Source organism: Pseudomonas sp. GW821-FHT05H12 (assembly GCF_059419385.1).
The window spans coordinates 24,982-43,242 of record NZ_JBWKRS010000038.1 but is presented as its reverse complement, the minus strand read 5'-3'; the positions used below and the strand labels follow the sequence as shown (position 1 = coordinate 43,242).

Below are 18,261 nucleotides of genomic sequence, written 5' to 3'. Positions count from 1 at the left end.
ATTTGTTCTAGCGCTTCTCAATTCCGAATATGTCCAGCCTCGCCTACGACTACGGGTCCAGCACTCCGCCGCTGTAGCTGTCGGACAGGCGCGTACCGGTGAACTTCGCTACCACCGCCCCCTGCGCCACCAGGCGTTCACGGTGACGGGTCACCATGCGCCCCGCTTGTACGGCGTGCAGGATCACTTCGGAATGGGCGTCGCCAGGACGCCCGATTATCCGTGCGAAGCACTCACCCTCTTGCACCTGATCGCCGAGGTTTTTCTCGAACACCAGCACCCCGGCGCAGAGCGCCAGAGCGGTTTCCATACACCCCATGTCGACCACTTCGCCTTGCCACTCGGCGATGACAGCCACTTCATCGATCACACCATTGATGCACAACCATGCCCAGATTCCATCGGCGTCCTGCTTGGCCAGCACGTCGCTGACATCCGCCTGGCCGCGCAACTCGACAGTGGCGGCCAAGCGCGGCGTTCCGTGGTGAATGATGGCTTCTTCAAACGCGCCATCGCCGCCCTCGTCCCACACGATCACCACCTCGGCCTGCAGCGCCGCCGCCAACGCCAGACCTTGTTCCGGCCAGAAGCTGCGGTGAATATACAGGTACGGCAGCGCTTCATCGTCAGTGTGCAGGTCCAGCACCAAGTCGGCGTCCTGCGCCAGTTGCACCAGGTTTTTTTGCCACTGCGCGAAGTTGTTGGCCGGGCGTGCCTGGGCCAGCGAATGGTCGAAGCCACGGTTGAAATTCTGCCCGGTGGCCTCGTGAAAACGCCCGAGCAATTTGCCCTGGCGAAACTGACCGATGCCAAACGGATTGGCTTGCGGCACCACCGTCACGGTGCCGCGCAAACGCCCTTGGTCCTGGCACGCCTGCAAACGTGGCAGCAGTTGGTGCAACACCAACATCCCGGCGATCTCATCGGCATGCACGCCCGCTTGCAGGTGCACCCGGGGGCCGCTGCCATCGCCTTCGAACCGCCAGGCGCCGATGTGCAACAGGTTGCCGGCATCGCCCGCCACTTGCCACGAAAGGTCTTTTGCCATGCCTTGCCCTCCTCTGATGATTTAAACGGTAGAGATTGAACAGATGTTCAACTAACCTTGGCACTCTGGTGATTCTTCAAGGGCATTCCTGTGACCGTCGACCCTCCCAAACTGCGCCGTGCCGACCCCGACGAACGCCGGGACCTGCTGATTGCCGCGACCCTCACCTGCCTTGCCCGCGATGGCCACGCGGGGATTTCCGTACGGCGCATCGCGGCCGAGGCCGGGGTGTCGGTAGGGTTGCTCAACCACCATTTCGGCAGCATCGATGCGCTGATCGCCGAGACCTACCACAAGCTGGCCAACGAACTGACCACCGCCCTGTGGGCGCAAGTGGAACCCGTCGAAGGCGCCGCTGCGCGCCTGGACGCGTTTCTCAGTGCATCCTTTTCGCCCCGGGTGATGGACCCTGACCTGCTCGGCGTGTGGGTGGTGTTCTGGAGCCTGATCCGCCACTCGCCCCACGTGAACCAGTCCCACGAAAACAGCTACCGCGCCTACCTGGCATTGATCCAGCAACTGCTCGACGACCTGGCCCGCGCCGAGCAGCTGGTCATCCATGACAGCCACCTGGCGGCCATCGGCCTATCGGCGATGCTCGACGGGCTCTGGCTCGAGGGGTGTCTCAACCCCGGCACCTTCAGCCCCGCCAACGGGCTGCACATCTGCCGCTGCTGGGTACAGGGGTTGCGTCACGGAGCATTCGGCGCCGACCACGTCTTGTGATTCCGGGTGGCGTGCACTGAGCATGGCCAGGGTGCCGCTGACGGCGATCAACACCGCGCCGATGATCAGCGAAGCGTCCATCGAGGTGCCCCAGATCAGGCTCGACAACAGGAACGCCCAGATCAGCCCGGTGTATTCGAACGGTGCCAGCAAGGTCGCCGTGGCGCGCCGGAAGCTGGCAAACAACAGGAACTGACCGATACCGCCGACCAACCCCGCCGCGAGCATGCCAAGCCAGGACGGTGTGGGCGCGGGGGTGTGGGTCCAGGGCAAGGTCACGGCCATGCAGATCACGAATACCACGTTGGTGATCAGCATCTGCTCCAGCACCGAGGTGGTCGGGTCGACCTGGCGCAATTGGATGTACGTGAACGCCCAGCACAACGCGGCGGCCAGCGTCAGGGCAATCGGCAAGGGATCGACCATGTTGCTTGGGCGACACGCGATCATCACGCCGACAAAGCCGATGATCAGCGAGATCCACTGGCCGCGACTGGCGCGCTCCTTGAGGATCAACGCCGCCAGCAAGGTGACCATGATCGGCGCCGAGAAATACAAGGTAGTCATTTCCGCCAGGGTCAGGTCCTTGGCGGCGGTGTAATACAGCAACCACGCCAGCAACGACAGCAACCCGCGCACGACCAGCAACTTTCGGCTGACCGAGGTCCAGGCGCGGCGCAACAAGCCCAGGCGCCCGGCAATCACGCAGGCAGCCACCACCACCAGGCTGCGCCAGAACAGAATGGTGAACACCGAATAATCGGCCACCAGCCACTTGATCACCGCGTCCTGCAGGGCCAAAAACGCATAGGCCAGCGAACACAGGGCAATCCCTTGCAGCGAGCGGTCCCTGTTCATCCCACTGACCTGCGCAGCGGCGTGCCACGCCGTTCGGCGATGGCGTAGACGCCTTCGATCAGGAACGTCAGGCACAGGTACACCCCGGCCACCAACAGCAGCGGTTGATAGATCTGCAGGGTTTGCGCACGCACAACGTTCGCCACGCCGAGCAGGTCCACCACGGCAATCGTCGACGCCAGCGCGGTGGATTTGAGCAGCATCACCGTTTCACCGGCCAGGGTCGGCAGCAACAGACGCATCGCCCGTGGCAGGCGCACCCGTAGCAAGGCCTGGCGCGGCGTCATGCCGAATGCCGAGGCAGCTTCCATCTCACCCTTGGGCACCGCCAGCAGGCCACCGCGAATCACCTCCCCCACATAGGCGCCCACCGACAGCACCAGAGCAAACACGATGTACCAGTAGCCGTCGCGCAGGAACGGCCACAGGAAGCTGCCGCGAATCATCGGGAACTGGGCGAACAAACTGCCCAGGCCGTAATAGAAAATGTAGATCTGGATCAGCAACGGCGTGCCCCGCAGCACGCTGGTGTAGGCCAGTGCGCTGCGGGCCAGCCACTTGCGCCGCGACAAGCGCGCCAGCGCCACCAGCACCGCCAGGGCAAAGCCGAGCACCGCCGAAATCACCAGCAGCGACAAGGTGGTCTGCAAGCCTTTGGCGATCAACCCCGCGTAGTAACTTATCCACTCAGGCATGCGCCCCTCACTCGACAACCGGCATCCAGCGACGAATACGTCGCTCCAGGCGTCCGGACAGGTAGTTGGAAGCCAGCGTCACCAGGTAATACAAGGCGGCGGCCGTGAGGTAGAACAGCAGGTATTGGCGGGTGGAACCCGCCGCCTGCTTGGCGGTGTAGAGCAACTCGTTGGTGCCGACCACGCTGATCAGGGCACTGTCCTTGATCAAGTTGATCCACAGGTTGGACATGCCCGCCAAGGCGTACGGCGCCATGATCGGCAACGTCACCCGACGGAACAGGCCAAAGCCGCTCAAGCCAAAGGCCCGCGCCGCTTCGATCTGGCCATGGGGAATGGCCAGGATCGCCGCGCGGAAAATCTCCGAGGCATACGCACCCTGCACCAACCCCAACACCAGGATCGCCACCAGCGGGCCGCTGATATTCAGCTGCTCGAAGCCCAGGCTGACGATCAACGCATTCAGGCCCATGGCGCCGGCGTAATACAGCAGCAGGATCAGCAGCAGTTCCGGCACCGCCCGAAACACCGTGGTGTAGCCGCGCATCAGCAGTGCAAGCGGGCGTGGGGCGCTGAGTTTGGCGCACGCCACCACCAGCCCGATCAGCAACCCCACCGCAAAGGAGCCGGCGGAAATTTGCAGGGTCATCCATAACCCCTTGAGCAGCGCGTTACCCCATCCTTGTTCGCCGAAGCTTAAGAGGTCGAACATTATTCGCTCTTCTGGGCGATTTGCTGGTAGGGGCTGTCACAGGTCTTGCTGACATAGGCCGGCGTATCGCCGCGCTTGCACGGGCTGACCGACAGGCCAAAGTAGTGCTGGGACAGGTCGTCATAGTCCTTGCTCACCAGCAGTTCGCCGATGGCTTTGTCCAGGCGCGCCTTGAGCGCGGTGTCTTCCTTGCGCAACCCGGCACCGACGCCACGGCCGATGATTGGGTCATAGGGCACGCTGGCGATATGGGCCAGGCCGCTGGCTTCCGGGGTCTTGACCATCATGGCGATGGCGGTGTCGTCGGCCATCATGTAGTCGATGCGCCCGGCGATCAGGTCGGCGTTGGCCGATTCCTGGGTGTCGTAGTACTTCAGGTCGGCGATGTTCTCGTAGTACTTCTTCAGGTAGTTGGCGCTGACCGTGGAGATCTGCACGCCAATCAACTTGCCCTTCAGGCCTTCAGGCGTGATGTCCACGGTGGCGCCCTTGGGCCCGGCCACGCCCAGCAGCGAGTCGTAATAGGCGCGGCTGAAGGCGATCTGTTTTTCACGCTCGTCGGTCACCGACATCGACGAGAAAATCACGTCGATCTTCTTGGCCAGCAGTGACGGGATGATGCCGTCCCACGCCACTTCCTTGATCTGGCACTCGGCTTTCATGCCCTCGCACAGCTTGTGGATCAGGTCCACCTCAAACCCCGACCACTGGCCGTTGCCGCCTTTTACCGTGAACGGCGGGTAAGGTTCGGCCGCCACCGCGAACACGATGGGTTTTTCCGCCGCCCAGGTAAAACCTGCGGCCAACATCAACACTGCACTGCCCAACCACGTTGCCATGCGTTTGCATTTCATGAGTTGCCCCGTCTTTTTATGGAGTTAGCGAGTTTGATGCGCGTTGACGAACTGTCGGCAACGCTCACTGCGTGGGTCGATAAACACCGAGTCCGGCGAACCGGTTTCCTCGATCATGCCTTGGTGCAGAAAAGCCACTTTGGACGACACATCCCGGGCGAAGGCCATTTCATGGGTGACCAGGATCATGGTGCGGCCTTCTTCGGCCAGGGAGCGGATAACGCGCAACACTTCGCCCACCAGTTCCGGGTCGAGGGCTGAAGTGGGTTCATCGAACAGCATGACTTTGGGGCGCATGGCCAGTGCGCGGGCAATCGCCACGCGCTGCTGCTGCCCACCGGAGAGAAACGCCGGGTATTCGTTGCGCTTGGCGGCCAGGCCAACCCGGTCGAGCAAGGCTTCGGCACGCTCGATGGCTTCGGCCCGGCTTTCGCGCAGCACCTGGGTGGGCGCCTCGATGAGGTTTTCGAGCACGGTGCGATGGGGCCACAGGTTGAAGTTCTGGAACACCATGCCCAGGGTCGAGCGGATGCGCACCAGTTGCTTGGCATCCGCCACCAGCGGCGCACCGGGCCGGCCGTAGTTGAGCTTGATGCTTTCACCGTCCACATGAATGCTGCCCTGGTCGGGCACTTCCAGCATGTTGATGCAGCGCAGCAAGGTACTTTTGCCTGAGCCGCTGGCGCCGATCAGGGAAATGACATCGCCTTCGTGTGCGGTCAGGGAAATGCCCTTGAGCACTTCGATATTGCCGAAGCGCTTATGCAGATCGACCACCTCGATCATCTTTTTGACGTCGGCCGGTTGCACCACTTCAATCGTTGCGACGGGTGCCGGCGCGATCCGCGGCTCGCCCGCGAGTTGGCCAACAAAGCCGGCAATACGCTGGCAGGCCTCGGCCAGGCGCTCATCGCCCAGGGTGAACGACAGCCGCACAAACCCTTGGGCTGGCTCACCAAAGGCCGCCGCATCGAGCACCGAGACCCCGGCCTCACGGAACAATCGCCAGGCAAAATCCAGCGAACTCAAGCCCGTGCCGCGCACATCCACCAGTACAAACATCCCGGCCTGTGGCGCCTGCACCTTGATCCCTGGGCAAGCGCTCAGGCCCGCCACTACCAGGTCACGTCGGCGGCGGTAGATCTCGCGCATGCCCACGGTCACTTCATCATGGGCCAATACGGCGGCTGCAGCGGCTTCCATGACAAACCCGGGCAGGCCATAGAGCATGCTCAGCACCAGGGTTTCGGCATGGGCGACCATCTGCGGCGCGGCGATGATCCAGCCGATACGCCAGCCCGTCATCGCGTGGGACTTGGACAGGCTGCCGATCACGATGCAGCGGTCTTCCATGCCGGGCAGCGCGGCGAGGCTGTGGTATTGGCCGTCGAACACCAGGCTTTCGTAGACCTCGTCCACCACCACCCACAGGTCATGGGCGATGGCCAGGTCGGCAATCACTTGCAGTTCCTGGGGGTTGAGCACCACGCCGGTGGGGTTGTTCGGGTTGGAAAAGAAGATCGCCCGGGTGCGCGGGGTGATTGCAGCGGCGAGTGCCAGCGGGTCCAGGCGAAACCCCGACTCCGGCGAGCACGGCACGCGCACCAGGGTTGCACCACTGGCCTTGAGCGTGGCTTCGTAAGTGACGTACATCGGGTCGAGCACCAGCACTTCATCCCCGGCCTGCAACAGGCACAGCGAGCTGATGAACAATGCGTTCTGGGCGCCGGGCACGATGATCACGTTATCGGCCGCCAACGAGCGGCCGAGCGTCTGGCTGTAGCGCCGGGCCACGGCATCGCGCAAGGACGTGCGGCCGGGGATTTCGGTGTAGTGGGTGTCGCCGTCGCGCAGTGCGCTGACGGCCGCGTCGGTGATGAACGAAGGCGTGGCGAAATCGGGGTCGCCGACGCTGAGGATGATGATGTCTTCGCCCTGGCTGGCAGCGTGGAACGCGGCGTGGTGGATGTCCCAGGCGGCGACGCCCTGCCCTGCAATTCGTTCGACGAAGGGGGAAAACCGCATGCCAGAGCCTCTCGTTCAAGAAGAAAAAGCGCGAACCCGTTTGCGCGCAAACGGGTGGATGCGGTCAACATAGTTCAAACTGAACAGTCGTTCAATGGCTAAATCTGAGGGGGTGTCGTTTATCGAGCAAAGAGGTCGTGAATGAAAATTTTCCGGTATGCGGGATCCAAATGTGGGAGCGGGCTTGCTCGCGAATGCGGAGTGTCAATCACTGAATATGCTGACTGACCCACCGTATTCGCGGGCAAGCCCGCTCCCACAGGGGATTCGCGGTGTATCCGATTTCTCGGCAGGACGCAGATCCAATTGTGGGAGCTGGCTTGCCTGCGAATACGGTGGGCCAGCTGGCAGGTGTGTCGACTGACACTCCGCATTCGCAGGCAAGCCCGCTTCCACAGGGGGTTAGCGGTGTACCCGATTTCTCGGCAGGACGCAGATCAAAATGTGGGAGCTGGCTTGCCTGCGATGGCGGTGGATCAGCCAATGAATGGGTTGACTGACACTCCGCCATCGCGGGCAAGCCCGGCTCCCACAGTTGTGCTGTGTTTGTCTTCAGTGATCAGCGGGCCTTCAGGCCGATGGTGCCGGCGGACTGGTCGTACAGCACCGCATTATCGAAATACGTCAGCAAGCCGGCATTGATTCCGTGGAAGTTGTGTTCGCCTTGGGCGGTGATGTAGCGCACATAGCGCCCGCCGCCGTTATCCACCTTGAAGTGCTGGCCCATCTGGCTGCCGTCCCCCAGGGCCAGGCTGAAATGCGCCGGGGTGCCCACCGGCCAGTTGGCTTGCAGCGCATCGGCATAGATATGAAAACCCGCCGCGCCGGTGTCCAGGATGCTGTCGCCGCACACCTGTTGGTGAGTGTCCAGGCGCTGCAGGCAACCCTGCACGCCGTGGTCTTTCCAGTAGGCGCTGGTATCACCGGGTTTCACCGCAAAGTGTTGCAGGCTGAGGAGGCGAAACCCCTGGGTCTCCGCCGCCGTGGGGTTGATGATCAACTGCCCGGTGCTCTGCCCGGGCCGTGGCAGCACCACCAACCAACGGCCGCCCATGGCCACCAGCGGGTTGGCCGCGGGGTTACGTAACATGCCGACGCCCATGATCGCCTTGAAGCCCTCGCCGCGCTCGGGGTTGCCGCCCATGAGGAAGTCCTTGGCGGACACTGTCGAGGCCGGGCATTTAGGCCGTGCGTCGCTGCAACTGATGCTCTCGACCAATTGTATCGGCACCTGGGCCGTAGCAGTGCCCAGGCTGACCGTGGCCATCGCCAGCTTGCCGTTCAGGCGCACGCCGCTGCCGTACTGAATCGCCGCCGGGACGTTCTGGGCCAAGGCATCCTGGGGTTTCAACACCCCAGGCAGCACGCGCAACCCCACCGAGCCGGTGTCGAATTGGGTTTCCACGGGCGTGCCGCCAATCTTCAAGGTGACGCTGTAGCGCAAATCACCATTGGCCATGGTGGCGCTGTGGATCGGGATCACTTCGCGGGTGGCCGCCTGGGCCACACCAACAGACAAGAACAGGCAAGCCAACACAGTCAAGCGCATGGAAGTAGGTCCGAATCAGGTCAAAGGGGGCTTACAACTGGGTCATCAGGTCACAGCGATAGTCTTGCAGTTCACCGGCCGAACCCAGGTTCAGTTCGGTGAGCGCCAGGTGCGTGCTCAACAGCACAAAGCTGCCGTCGGCGCGGGGCGTCATCAGCAAACTGTAGTGGCTCATTGAGCTGCCCTGGGCCTCGACGTAGTCGTGCAACAGCGCCATGGGGTCGAGCAGCTCGGCGTCGGCTGCCGACAACGTGCGGGCGCTGTAGGTATGCCCCATCAGCGGCCTCGGCAACACCTGCCACTGTTCATCCAAAGCCTTGCCTTGCTGGCTCAAGGCGACAAACACCTCGGGGCGCAGGCAAGCGATGTGCACGTGCAACTGGTTCTGCGAGCGACCAAAACGCGAGTTGATGGCCACGGAAACGAAGGCGTCGGGGATCGGCTTTTTCAGGCCGTCGGACAACACTGCACGGTGCTTCCAGGCCTGGGCGAAGTAATGCGGCAGCAACTGGCGCCCCAACGCAGGGTCTTCAATGCCGGTGACTTTATCCACGGGAATCAGCAGGTCATGCAACGGGCCATTGCGGTCCTTGAGCAGCGTATAACCACGGTCCAGGTCCACCGCCAGGCACGGGTCGGGCTTGTGCTGCTGTTGCTGGTCGGGAACGCATTGCTGGCTGACGATGTGCCACAAGGCATTGGGGTCACCGCGCCATTTCAGGGCGCCTGCCACTAACAGCCCACAGAGCAAACCACCAGCGATCGTGAATAGGGTGCCGCGCTTCATGCAAAAACCTCAACGTACGGGGATGTCATTTTTTGTTGTCGCTGACATCCCTGTCGTAAGGGTTAACGCTTGGCGGGGGCCATAAATTCCGGCCCGATCGGATCTTTTATCGTGCTGGCCAGAATACGGTCGATATGTGTCAGGTCATCGGCGGTCAAATGCCAGCCAAACGCCTCTTCATAGCCCTTGAGTTGCTCCGGCCGGCGTGCGCCCCACAGCGCGATGGTCGGGCCTTGATCCAGCACCCAGCGCAACGCCAGCGCCAGTATCGACTTGCCGTGACACTCGCGGGCGTACACCTCCAGCGCGCCGACGGCGGCCAGGTATTGTTCGAAACGCGGCGCCTTGAATTTGGGGTCGATCCTGCGCACATCGTCGCCACCAAAGCTGGTGGCCGAATGCATGCTGCCGGTCAGCAACCCCCGGCACAGCGAGCCGTAGGCCAATACCACCAGCCCGTGGTTCTTGGCATACGGCAGGATGTCGCTGTCGATGGCGCGCTCGAACAGGTTGTAGGGCGGCTGCACCGTGGCCAGCGCGGTGTAGCGGCTGAAGTCATCCATCTGCGCCGGTGAATAGTTGCTCACCCCCACGGCGAGGATCTTGCCCTCACGGCGCAAACGCTCCAGTTCATCGGCGGTATCTTCCTGGGCTACCAACGGATCGGGCCAGTGGATCTGGTACAGGTCGATGTAGTCGGTTTCCAGGCGCACCAGGGAGTCTTCGATTTCCTTGCGGATGCGCTGGGCGGTGGCATTGCGGCGTGTGGTGCCGTCATCCCACTGCAGACCGGCTTTGGTGGCGATCACCGCGGTATGGCGTACGCCGCGCAGGGCCTTGCCGATCAACTCTTCGGACAAACCGAAGCCATACACCGGCGCCGTGTCGATCAAGTTGATGCCACTGGCCAGGGCATGCCGGATAGTCTTGATGGACAGTTCATTGTCCGAGCCACCCCACAGTCGGCCACCCATGGCCCAGGTACCGAGGGCGATCCTTGACACAGCCTTTTCGATACCGGGGATCTTGAGGGTTTCGATACTCATAAAAAATCACGCTGCCCATAGCAATACTTTGAAAAGCAATTACTCTAGGTCATCCCTGATTGAATAGGGCTCAACGCCGCATACAACCGAATTCTCCTAAAAAAGTCTTGATATGGCCGCTTTTAACCGCTCCGAACTCGCCGATCTCAATGTGTTCATGGCCATCATCCGGCGTCGGAGTTTTCGCCACGCTGCGCACGAACTGGGGGTGACCACCTCGGCGTTAAGTCACACCATGCGCAACCTCGAAACGCGCCTGGGCGTGAAATTGCTCTACCGCAGCAGCCGCGCCGTCGAGCCTACTGACGCGGGCAACCTGCTCGCGGAAAAACTCAGCCTGGGTTTTGCGACAATCCAGGACGGACTCGACACGCTGGAGCTGTATCGCGAAGCACCGATCGGCCGCCTGCGCCTCAACGTGCCTCGCGACGCGGCGGTGTTGCTGCTGGCGCCGATTCTCGGCGAATTCACCCAAGCCTACCCGCAACTGCGCCTGGACCTGATCGTGCAGGACCAGATGATCGACATCATCGCCGAGGGCTACGACGCCGGTATCCGCTACGGCGCCACGGTGCCCCAGGACATGGTCGCCGTACCGCTGACCGGTGAATTGCGTTGGATCATGGTCGCCTCCCCCGCTTACCTCGCCCGCCGTGGCGCGCCAAAAGAGCCCAGGGACCTGCTGCAACACGCGTGCATCCGCATGTACCTCGGTGACAAGACCACTTACAAGTGGGAGCTGGGCAACGGCGCGCGCCAGCAACGCATCGATGTGCCGGGGCATTTCAGCGCAGCCGACACCGAGACCATCGTCCATGCGGCGCTGCAAGGGGTGGGGATTGCCTACTGCCTGTCCAACCGCGTTGAGCAGGAACTGAAGGACGGTCGCCTGGTGGAAGTGATGCCCGATTGGGCTTGCCTGGGTGAGCCGTTGTGCATGTACTACCCCAGTCGGCGTCAGTCGCAGCCGGGGTTGCGGCAGTTGATGGACATGATCCGTATGAAAACCATCGGTTCGCAGTTGATCGAGTCCTAGTCAGCCGGCGGGGATAAATACAGCAACGAAAAACCGGCCCATGAGCGGAATCATCAGGGACGTTTGTGACACGCACGTTGATCACACGGCAAACCATGCCGCCAACTGCCTCTCACACGACGAGCCACTCCTGATGATCAACCCAAGCACTGTAAATACCCGCTATCCCCTGCCCATCGATGCTTTTCAGGCGAGTTCCGCGAGGCCGCGACGTGCGACTGATGAATCCTCTGAGCTCGATACTTACGACCCCCATTCCCGCGCCGAAGGCGACAGTGAGCTGGCAGCGCTGTATCGCATCGCACTGGCGAAGACCGCCGGCCCCTCAGCCCATCAATCAGACCTCAAGATCGACGCCATTCCAGCCAGCTCGACCTTCGGCCAATGGTGGAGCCAGCTGGGCCAAGCGTTTCAATCGCCCGACGTGCAACAGTGGATGCAGGAACGGGGCATAAAACCAGATTCGATCAAAATCAACCCGGCCTCCGGCCAGATATCTTTTTCGCTTAAAACAGGCGCTGGGCGGGAGGTCCATACACTGGGGCTCGACAACCCGGACTGGGCAGCGGTCAGCGGGCCGATTCTGAATGCAGGCCGAATCATCGTTTCGGGATACACCTTCACCACGTTTGCTCCGCCGCTGTCTTCCGCGGCCAACAGCGCGCCCTTCAACCTTGTGCAGCGTTTTTACAAAGAGCCCGAGCTCTTGTCCCCCGACGCAATCAAGCAACGCGTGGCCGAACTGCTGCGAGACAAGGCCTTTGTCGAACTGACACCGCCGACCTTTACCGGGTTGCACACCCGTCGCAGTGAAGATCGACTGGAAGAGCAACAGGCGCAGTTGGCCGATATCCGCAACCGCTACCAGGCGGCTTTCGACTTGCAGCACCTCGCCACCTTTGTCAGGGAGGGCAGCCGGGAAGAGTCGGAAATAGCCCACGAACTCGACACCCGAGTTGTCTATGTCGACAGCGCCAGTACCTACATGCCTTCGATGGCAGGCAAGCACAACAGCGTGAGCCTGAAGCAGTTCGTTGAGGACCATGGCTGGAAAATCCCCACCACGCTTGATCAGTTGGACAACCTGGTCACTGCGTTGATGACCCCTGCCCCCAAGGCGCCGGCCAACGGTAACTACGGCGGAGCACGTGCCTGGCCCGAGCCATTGGATGCCGCGAGCGAGCAACAATTGAGAGGCGATATCCTTCAGGGCAAGGTCGGCGATATTGATTTTCGCCCGTCCAGCAGCGTTCTGGAGTATTTGCTGGAGGGGCATCCGGCACAAACCGGTGATCCAAGGCGCTTGATTGACAGCTTGATCGAATCGCCCACAGGGCAGGCCGTGGGCCGGGCCATCCAGGCCCAGTTTGAGGCGCGCTCGGTCAAAGGCAGTGTCAATGACTGGTTGCTGGCGGCCCTGACGCTGGACCTCTCTGAATCGCCGGAGGCTGCTGCGGGCGCGGCGCAAACCCGTATCGCGGGCTTTACGCTGTTGTCCGCGCAGAACTCGGGCAAGACCGCTGCGGCAGTGTTGAATGAGTTAACCAACGAACTGGCAAAGGGATCATCACCTGAACACGCCAGGATCCAAGCCACGCTGATGGTGTCCAGCCGGGCACCGGAATTTCTGGTCAAGGACATTCCACAAGATCTGGTCCTGGGCACTCACAGCTGGGTCAGTTTTGCCACCGCCGTTGCCCGTATAGAAGCGAATGCCCCCGGGGCGACCGCAACGATGAGCTACGCCCAAGTCATGGCCCAGGCCAGCATCGCGCCCATCTCCGACGAAGAAGAACGTACTGAGTTTGTCGCCCAAAGCGCTGCGCTCAAGGAATGGGCCGTTGCCAACGGGTTGCCGTACCCGGTAACCCAGGCTGCAATGGGCAGCGTGCGCAAGGCGTTTGCAGCGCAGGTCAGCGAACTCGCGAAAGCTTCGCACGCCTCCACGGCCGTAATGCCGACAGCCAGGGACATGGCACTGGAGCGCCTGAAAAAAGCCTTGCCAGGCGTGGACCCGAAGCACTTCGAAGAAAAATGTATCCGTGTTGAGCATTCCAACCGTTATTTCCCAGGGCCCTACTCAATCCTGGACCTGTATATCGATGGCCGGGGCATCTTGGGCGCACCGAGTTCTGCGGATAACTGGGGGGAAGCGGGCAGAGACCTGATACGCACTTACACATTCGGGCAGGTTGACCTGCCCGATGACGGCAGGCCGGGTGCCTGGGTCTCTTCGTCCAGTGCATTTAACGTCAATGACGTTTTACAAAAACTCAAACAACTGCCGGATCTATCCACTGAGTTCACTGAAGCATTCTCGGCTTATTCCGAGGCGATCAGGACAGCAACTGCCGCGCAAGTAAAAAACATGGTGGCAAAGCTGCCTTTGGCAGACCGTCAGAATTTTGAGTTCGGAGAAATCACCATTGCCAGGAAAACCCATTTCGAATGGGGCGGCAAACTCGCCAGTGAATACGACAAAGAGACTGAAGGGTGCGTGCTGATCAAGATCAAGCGCGATGGGCAAGTCCACACTTACCAGCTGGACCGCCTGAAAGGCAGCATCACTCGGCAGCCGGACGAAGGTAATTTCAAGACGGGCCAGCCCTACTACAAAGAATCCCGTCCATTCTACGAATACAAAGTAATCAAACCTGAAGGCCGCTACCCAGCCGGGCTAACGGAAGAGTCCTCGAACGCGAGTGGTGTTCCCGATAGCTTCGGCAGCGCAAGAACCGCCTACCTTGCAGACGCTGTCCTGCATGACATGGATATACCCGGGATAAAAAACGCAGCCAGGGGCCAGACGACCTTTGATACCGAAGTGCCAACCCACGAAAAGGCGGCGCAGATCGCCCTTAACCTCATCCCGTTCAGGTCGGCGATCGTCAATTTTCAGAACGGCAAAATTGCCCAGGGGGTGGGCGATCTGTCGTGGGACATATTCGGCTTTCTCGTTGGTTTCGGTACAGCGGTCAAGGGTGCGAAAGCGGCTGCAACCGGGCTTGGCACGCTGGCCAGGGTCGGGCATACCCTCAAGATCCTGGGGCGCGCCACAGTTGGCGCACTCAATCCGGTGAGTGGGGTGGATGATCTGGCGCGTGGTGTTTTGAATGGTGGACGGCGGATTACGGGGGCTGCGTACAACGGATTCAAACACTTACGCGGCTCATACAGCAGCGGCAACCTGTTGGACGTAGTTAAAAACCCAGACATTGCGCAGGGCACCTACAAATCCATCAATACGACGCAGGACGTTGGATCCTTGGCTAAATACGATCCGGCTACCGGTAATTGGCATGCCTACGATCCGCGCACAAGCCAAGTGTATGGAAAGCCACTGGAGCAGTTCAGGGGCACCGCATCTTCGCTTGCCAGCAAAGATTCAAGTTTGCTAAACACAGCGCTCGCTCGTGATAACGTCGTCCAACTTGGCGGCTCTATGCAAGAACTTAAAGCCATTGGTTCAGGCTTGCACACTTATGTCGATAACTACAAAGGCGTCAAACGTCTTAATATCATCGCGCACGGCGAAGCACCTGATACAGCCAATGATTTTTTAAGAAATGGCACTTTCTTGTACGCAGACAACAAACCTCACGACGCCGAGAGCCTCATCAGTTTGCTCAAGTCCAAAGGAATCAATCCGGCAGACTACGATAACGTGCGGCTCTGCGCGTGTTACGGAGCAAATGGTGGAGCTTCATCGTTCGCCCATCAGTTTCAGAAGGCAACCAACAAACCAGTAAAAGCCTTTGAAGGCACGGTGACAGTGAATATTGGTCCGCTTGCGCTGGACACGTTTCATGGCAGCTTCTCGGAAAACATTAAAAGGTTTCACCCGAATCTGCCGCCGGATCAAGCCCAACTGCTTGCAGATGTGAGATACAGCAAATTTCACGAGCGAAACACAAAGTTCCAGATTGATAAAAATGACGGAGGAAAAAACCAGATCCACTTTGTCCTTCCAGACGGATCACTCTCGACGAAAGAGGTCAACGTATCCTACAAACCGCGTCATTTTGGATCATAAAGGCTGCAGTAAAACCTAGACAGTAGCAACCCTACGTTGCCGACTGTGAGGTAAGCGCCAGCACAATAGAGCACCCGATTTAATTCTGGCACACTGTACTACAGGTGTTCTGCGCTTCATCTGATTCACGGAGAGGCACCTCTGCATCATCCATCAACGACCCCGGGTCTTCGTTGCCCGGGTCGTTGAGCTCCTCTTCAAATTCTTCTTCCCGTTCTTCTGACATGACCGTCTCCCTAACCCCCTTGGATATCGATATCGGCATCGGTTTCAGGCTTGGGCTCGCGCTCGGGCTTGAAGTCTGGACTGTAGTCGTTTTCCCGCGCCTTAGGGTCTTTGGCCTTGGGGTCTGCGTTCAGGGCCGGGTCTTTGGGGGCGTCTGCGCCCGTCGCGGGTTGTTTGTGTGTGCTCATGGTTCACCTCTGCAACGTTATGGCCTGTGTAAAGTTAAGGTCACGTGCCCGACAACGAAGTTCCATTTGTCTAGGACCCGGGGTTGTCCACCTGGATGTAGAACGCGTAGGCCCCCAGCAATAGCCAGAACACCATGAACAACCACGGCGCACGCATGGAAAACAGCAGCGACTTGCGATAGCCCTTGTGGGACGACTCGGTCTCGCAGAACAGCGGCGAATCATCGTAGGCCAGGCCCATCACCGGCTCGCTGCGAAGCAGTTCGCTTTGCTTGTAGTGCCAGTGGTCGATGATTTCGTACGCCGCGCGAATTCCCGGCCAGGCGTTCAATGAGCTGAGAATGCCGAGCATCACCAGGAACACCGGCACCACCAGCGTGAACAACTTGCCCCATTCCGGGTTGAGGTTGCCCATGCCGGACACGAATGCGATGACCAGGAACGATTGCGCCGTGAGGTAGGCGTCGGTGCGGTTGGCCAGGATGGTGGTTTCGTACTGGATCTCGCGGCGGTAGAAGTCCAGGCGGTCCTTGGGCGAGCCGAAGATCTTGGCGGTGTGTTCGCTGTGATCTGTCAATGCCGCTTCCGGCGTTTGGGGGGAAATGATTCTGGGCACGGCCGTGCTCCACACAGGTTCGAATCCCGTTAGAAGAAACGGGCCCGGGCGAAGTTCAAGTTAGTTGGTGCACTGGTGTGGTGCGTGCGATGCGCCGTTATGGATACCTGCAATGCACCCACTGTAGGAGCCGGCTTGGCGGCGATGGCGATCTCACGGCTGCCATCGCCCCCCCCCCCCCCCCCCCCCCCCCCCCCCCCCCGGGCTCCTGCACAACCGTTGTCGCCCGCCCACCGGTAAACGACGCCTGAAACGCCGTTTCGGCACAAGCATTGCTTTATCCATTCATCTGCCCGGAAACAGGAGCATTCGTTACCCCCCGACCCAGAGCCCACCCCATAAGAAAGTAAGGACCAGGCCCAGTGGCACCCTCAGCCACGGGCTCATAAAAAATGCGGTTTTTAAAGCGGCAGTGCCACCCAGGCTTCCCTCGGCACTGACAAGGTACTGGAATGGCTCGATCTTTCTTTGACGAAATGAATGACGCGCAAGGCGTATGCCGCGCGCATTATCAGGATTTCTCCCGCTGGCTGGCCAATACGCCGCCGGAACTGCTGGCCCAGAGGCGCCGCGAAGCCGATTTGCTGTTCCATCGGGCCGGGATCACCTTCACCTTGTATGGCGACGAACAAGACACCGAGCGCCTGATCCCCTTCGACATCATCCCCCGCAGCATCCCCGCCAGTGAATGGGCCGTGATCGAACGCGGCTGCATCCAGCGCGTGAACGCACTGAACATGTTCCTCGCCGACATCTACCACGACCAGCGCATCATCAAGGCCGGGATCATCCCTGCCGACCAGGTGCTGGGCAACGAGGGTTACCAGAAGGCCATGGTGGGCCTGGACCTGCACCGCGACATCTACTCGCACATCTCGGGCGTCGACCTGGTGCGTGACGGTGATGGCACCTACTACGTGCTCGAAGACAACCTGCGCACGCCCAGCGGCGTGAGCTACATGCTCGAAGACCGCAAGATGATGATGCGCCTGTTCCCCGAAGTGTTCGCCAAGCAGCGTATCGCGCCGGTGGACCACTACCCCAACCTGCTGCTCAAGACCCTGAAAAGCTCCAGCCGCCTGGATAACCCCAATGTGGTGGTGCTCACGCCGGGTCGTTTCAACAGTGCGTTCTTCGAACATGCGTTCCTGGCCCGGGAAATGGGCGTGGAACTGGTGGAAGGCGCCGACCTGTTCGTGCAGGACCTCAAAGTGTTCATGCGCACCACCGACGGCCCCAAGGCCGTGGACGTGATCTACCGGCGCATCGACGACGCCTTCCTCGACCCGCTGGCGTTCAACCCCGAGTCGATGCTCGGCGTGCCCGGCCTGGTCGCCGCCTATTGCGCGGGCAATGTGGTGCTGGCCAATGCCATTGGCACCGGGGTGGCCGACGACAAATCGATCTATCCATACGTGCCGGAAATGATCCGCTTCTACCTGGACGAAGAACCGGTGCTGCAAAACGTACCGACCTTCCAGTGTCGCAAACCCGATGAACTGTCCCATGTGCTGGCCCACCTGCCGGAACTGGTGGTCAAGGAAACCCAGGGCTCCGGTGGCTACGGCATGCTGGTAGGCCCGGCATCCACGGCGGCCGAGATCGAGGACTTCCGCCAACGCATCAAGGCGCGCCCACACGCGTACATCGCCCAGCCCACCCTGAGCCTGTCCACCTGCCCTACCTTTGTCGAAAACGGCATTGCGCCCCGGCATATCGACCTGCGGCCCTTCGTGCTGTCGGGCAAGGAGACCCGCCTGGTGCCGGGCGGCCTGACCCGTGTGGCGCTGAAGGAAGGCTCGTTGATCGTCAACTCGTCGCAGGGCGGCGGAACCAAGGACACCTGGGTGGTGGAGGGCTGAA

General features: G+C 60.8%; 15 protein-coding genes and 1 pseudogene. 4 read left to right on the top strand and 12 right to left on the bottom strand.

The window, feature by feature from the left end:
* Positions 1-49: 49 nt before the first annotated feature.
* Positions 50-1,048 carry a M14 family metallopeptidase gene (locus tag AC07SU_RS25995; RefSeq protein WP_494998671.1) on the bottom strand — a complete coding sequence of 333 codons (999 nt, stop codon included), beginning with the start codon at positions 1,046-1,048 and terminating at the stop codon, positions 50-52.
* A gap of 90 nt (positions 1,049-1,138) precedes the next feature.
* Here AC07SU_RS25995 and AC07SU_RS25990 point away from each other — a divergent pair.
* Positions 1,139-1,678 (top strand): annotated as a pseudogene (locus AC07SU_RS25990) (TetR/AcrR family transcriptional regulator); the annotation flags it as partial.
* Here the strand turns inward: AC07SU_RS25990 and AC07SU_RS25985 are convergent.
* From AC07SU_RS25985 to AC07SU_RS25950, 8 genes are all read right to left on the bottom strand, one after another.
* The gene (locus AC07SU_RS25985; RefSeq protein WP_494998670.1) at positions 1,634-2,632 is read right to left on the bottom strand and encodes a DMT family transporter; all 999 of its coding nucleotides are present in this window, start codon (positions 2,630-2,632) and stop codon (positions 1,634-1,636) included. The pseudogene AC07SU_RS25990 and the gene AC07SU_RS25985 sit on opposite strands and share 45 nt — an antisense overlap.
* Complete coding sequence (locus AC07SU_RS25980; protein ID WP_494998669.1) at positions 2,629-3,327, bottom strand: ABC transporter permease; 699 nt, start codon at positions 3,325-3,327, stop codon at positions 2,629-2,631. Before AC07SU_RS25980 ends, AC07SU_RS25985 begins: the two co-directional genes overlap by 4 nt.
* A 7-nt stretch (positions 3,328-3,334) precedes the next feature.
* Complete coding sequence (locus AC07SU_RS25975; RefSeq protein ID WP_494998668.1) at positions 3,335-4,039, bottom strand: ABC transporter permease; 705 nt, start codon at positions 4,037-4,039, stop codon at positions 3,335-3,337.
* Entirely contained in the window at positions 4,039-4,893 is an 855-nt protein-coding gene (locus AC07SU_RS25970) for a transporter substrate-binding domain-containing protein (RefSeq protein ID WP_494998667.1), read from the bottom strand. Before AC07SU_RS25970 ends, AC07SU_RS25975 begins: the two co-directional genes overlap by 1 nt.
* A 24-nt stretch (positions 4,894-4,917) precedes the next feature.
* Positions 4,918-6,918 carry an aminotransferase class I/II-fold pyridoxal phosphate-dependent enzyme gene (locus tag AC07SU_RS25965; RefSeq protein ID WP_494998666.1) on the bottom strand — a complete coding sequence of 667 codons (2,001 nt, stop codon included), beginning with the start codon at positions 6,916-6,918 and terminating at the stop codon, positions 4,918-4,920.
* A gap of 559 nt (positions 6,919-7,477) precedes the next feature.
* Positions 7,478-8,467 (bottom strand): DUF3443 family protein, encoded by a 990-nt coding sequence (locus AC07SU_RS25960; RefSeq protein WP_494998665.1) that lies wholly within the window; start codon positions 8,465-8,467, stop codon positions 7,478-7,480.
* 31 nt (positions 8,468-8,498) lie between these two features.
* Positions 8,499-9,254 carry a CDP-diacylglycerol diphosphatase gene (locus AC07SU_RS25955; RefSeq protein WP_494998664.1) on the bottom strand — a complete coding sequence of 252 codons (756 nt, stop codon included), beginning with the start codon at positions 9,252-9,254 and terminating at the stop codon, positions 8,499-8,501.
* Between the two features lie 62 nt (positions 9,255-9,316).
* Positions 9,317-10,300 (bottom strand): aldo/keto reductase, encoded by a 984-nt coding sequence (locus tag AC07SU_RS25950; protein WP_494998663.1) that lies wholly within the window; start codon positions 10,298-10,300, stop codon positions 9,317-9,319.
* 112 nt (positions 10,301-10,412) lie between these two features.
* Here AC07SU_RS25950 and AC07SU_RS25945 point away from each other — a divergent pair, with 112 nt between their 5' ends.
* Together AC07SU_RS25945 and AC07SU_RS25940 are read left to right on the top strand one after the other, a co-directional pair.
* Positions 10,413-11,336 (top strand): LysR family transcriptional regulator, encoded by a 924-nt coding sequence (locus AC07SU_RS25945; RefSeq protein WP_494998662.1) that lies wholly within the window; start codon positions 10,413-10,415, stop codon positions 11,334-11,336.
* 40 nt (positions 11,337-11,376) lie between these two features.
* Positions 11,377-15,369 carry a hypothetical protein gene (locus AC07SU_RS25940; protein WP_494998661.1) on the top strand — a complete coding sequence of 1,331 codons (3,993 nt, stop codon included), beginning with the start codon at positions 11,377-11,379 and terminating at the stop codon, positions 15,367-15,369.
* A 79-nt stretch (positions 15,370-15,448) separates the two neighbouring features.
* On the opposite strand, the gene AC07SU_RS25935 is transcribed toward AC07SU_RS25940, so the two are convergent.
* The 3 genes from AC07SU_RS25935 to AC07SU_RS25925 all read right to left on the bottom strand — a co-directional run bounded on the left by AC07SU_RS25935 (position 15,449) and on the right by AC07SU_RS25925 (position 16,398).
* A complete protein-coding gene (locus AC07SU_RS25935) occupies positions 15,449-15,595 on the bottom strand; it encodes a hypothetical protein (RefSeq protein ID WP_494998660.1) in 147 nt (48 codons plus the stop codon).
* A gap of 10 nt (positions 15,596-15,605) precedes the next feature.
* Positions 15,606-15,782 carry a hypothetical protein gene (locus AC07SU_RS25930; protein WP_494998659.1) on the bottom strand — a complete coding sequence of 59 codons (177 nt, stop codon included), beginning with the start codon at positions 15,780-15,782 and terminating at the stop codon, positions 15,606-15,608.
* A 70-nt stretch (positions 15,783-15,852) separates the two neighbouring features.
* Positions 15,853-16,398: a hypothetical protein gene (locus AC07SU_RS25925; protein ID WP_176998302.1), complete on the bottom strand. Its 546-nt coding sequence runs from the start codon at positions 16,396-16,398 to the stop codon at positions 15,853-15,855.
* A gap of 452 nt (positions 16,399-16,850) precedes the next feature.
* On the opposite strand from AC07SU_RS25925, the gene AC07SU_RS25920 reads away from it, so the two are divergent.
* The gene (locus tag AC07SU_RS25920; RefSeq protein ID WP_176998303.1) at positions 16,851-18,260 is read left to right on the top strand and encodes a circularly permuted type 2 ATP-grasp protein; all 1,410 of its coding nucleotides are present in this window, start codon (positions 16,851-16,853) and stop codon (positions 18,258-18,260) included.
* Position 18,261 lies beyond the last annotated feature (1 nt).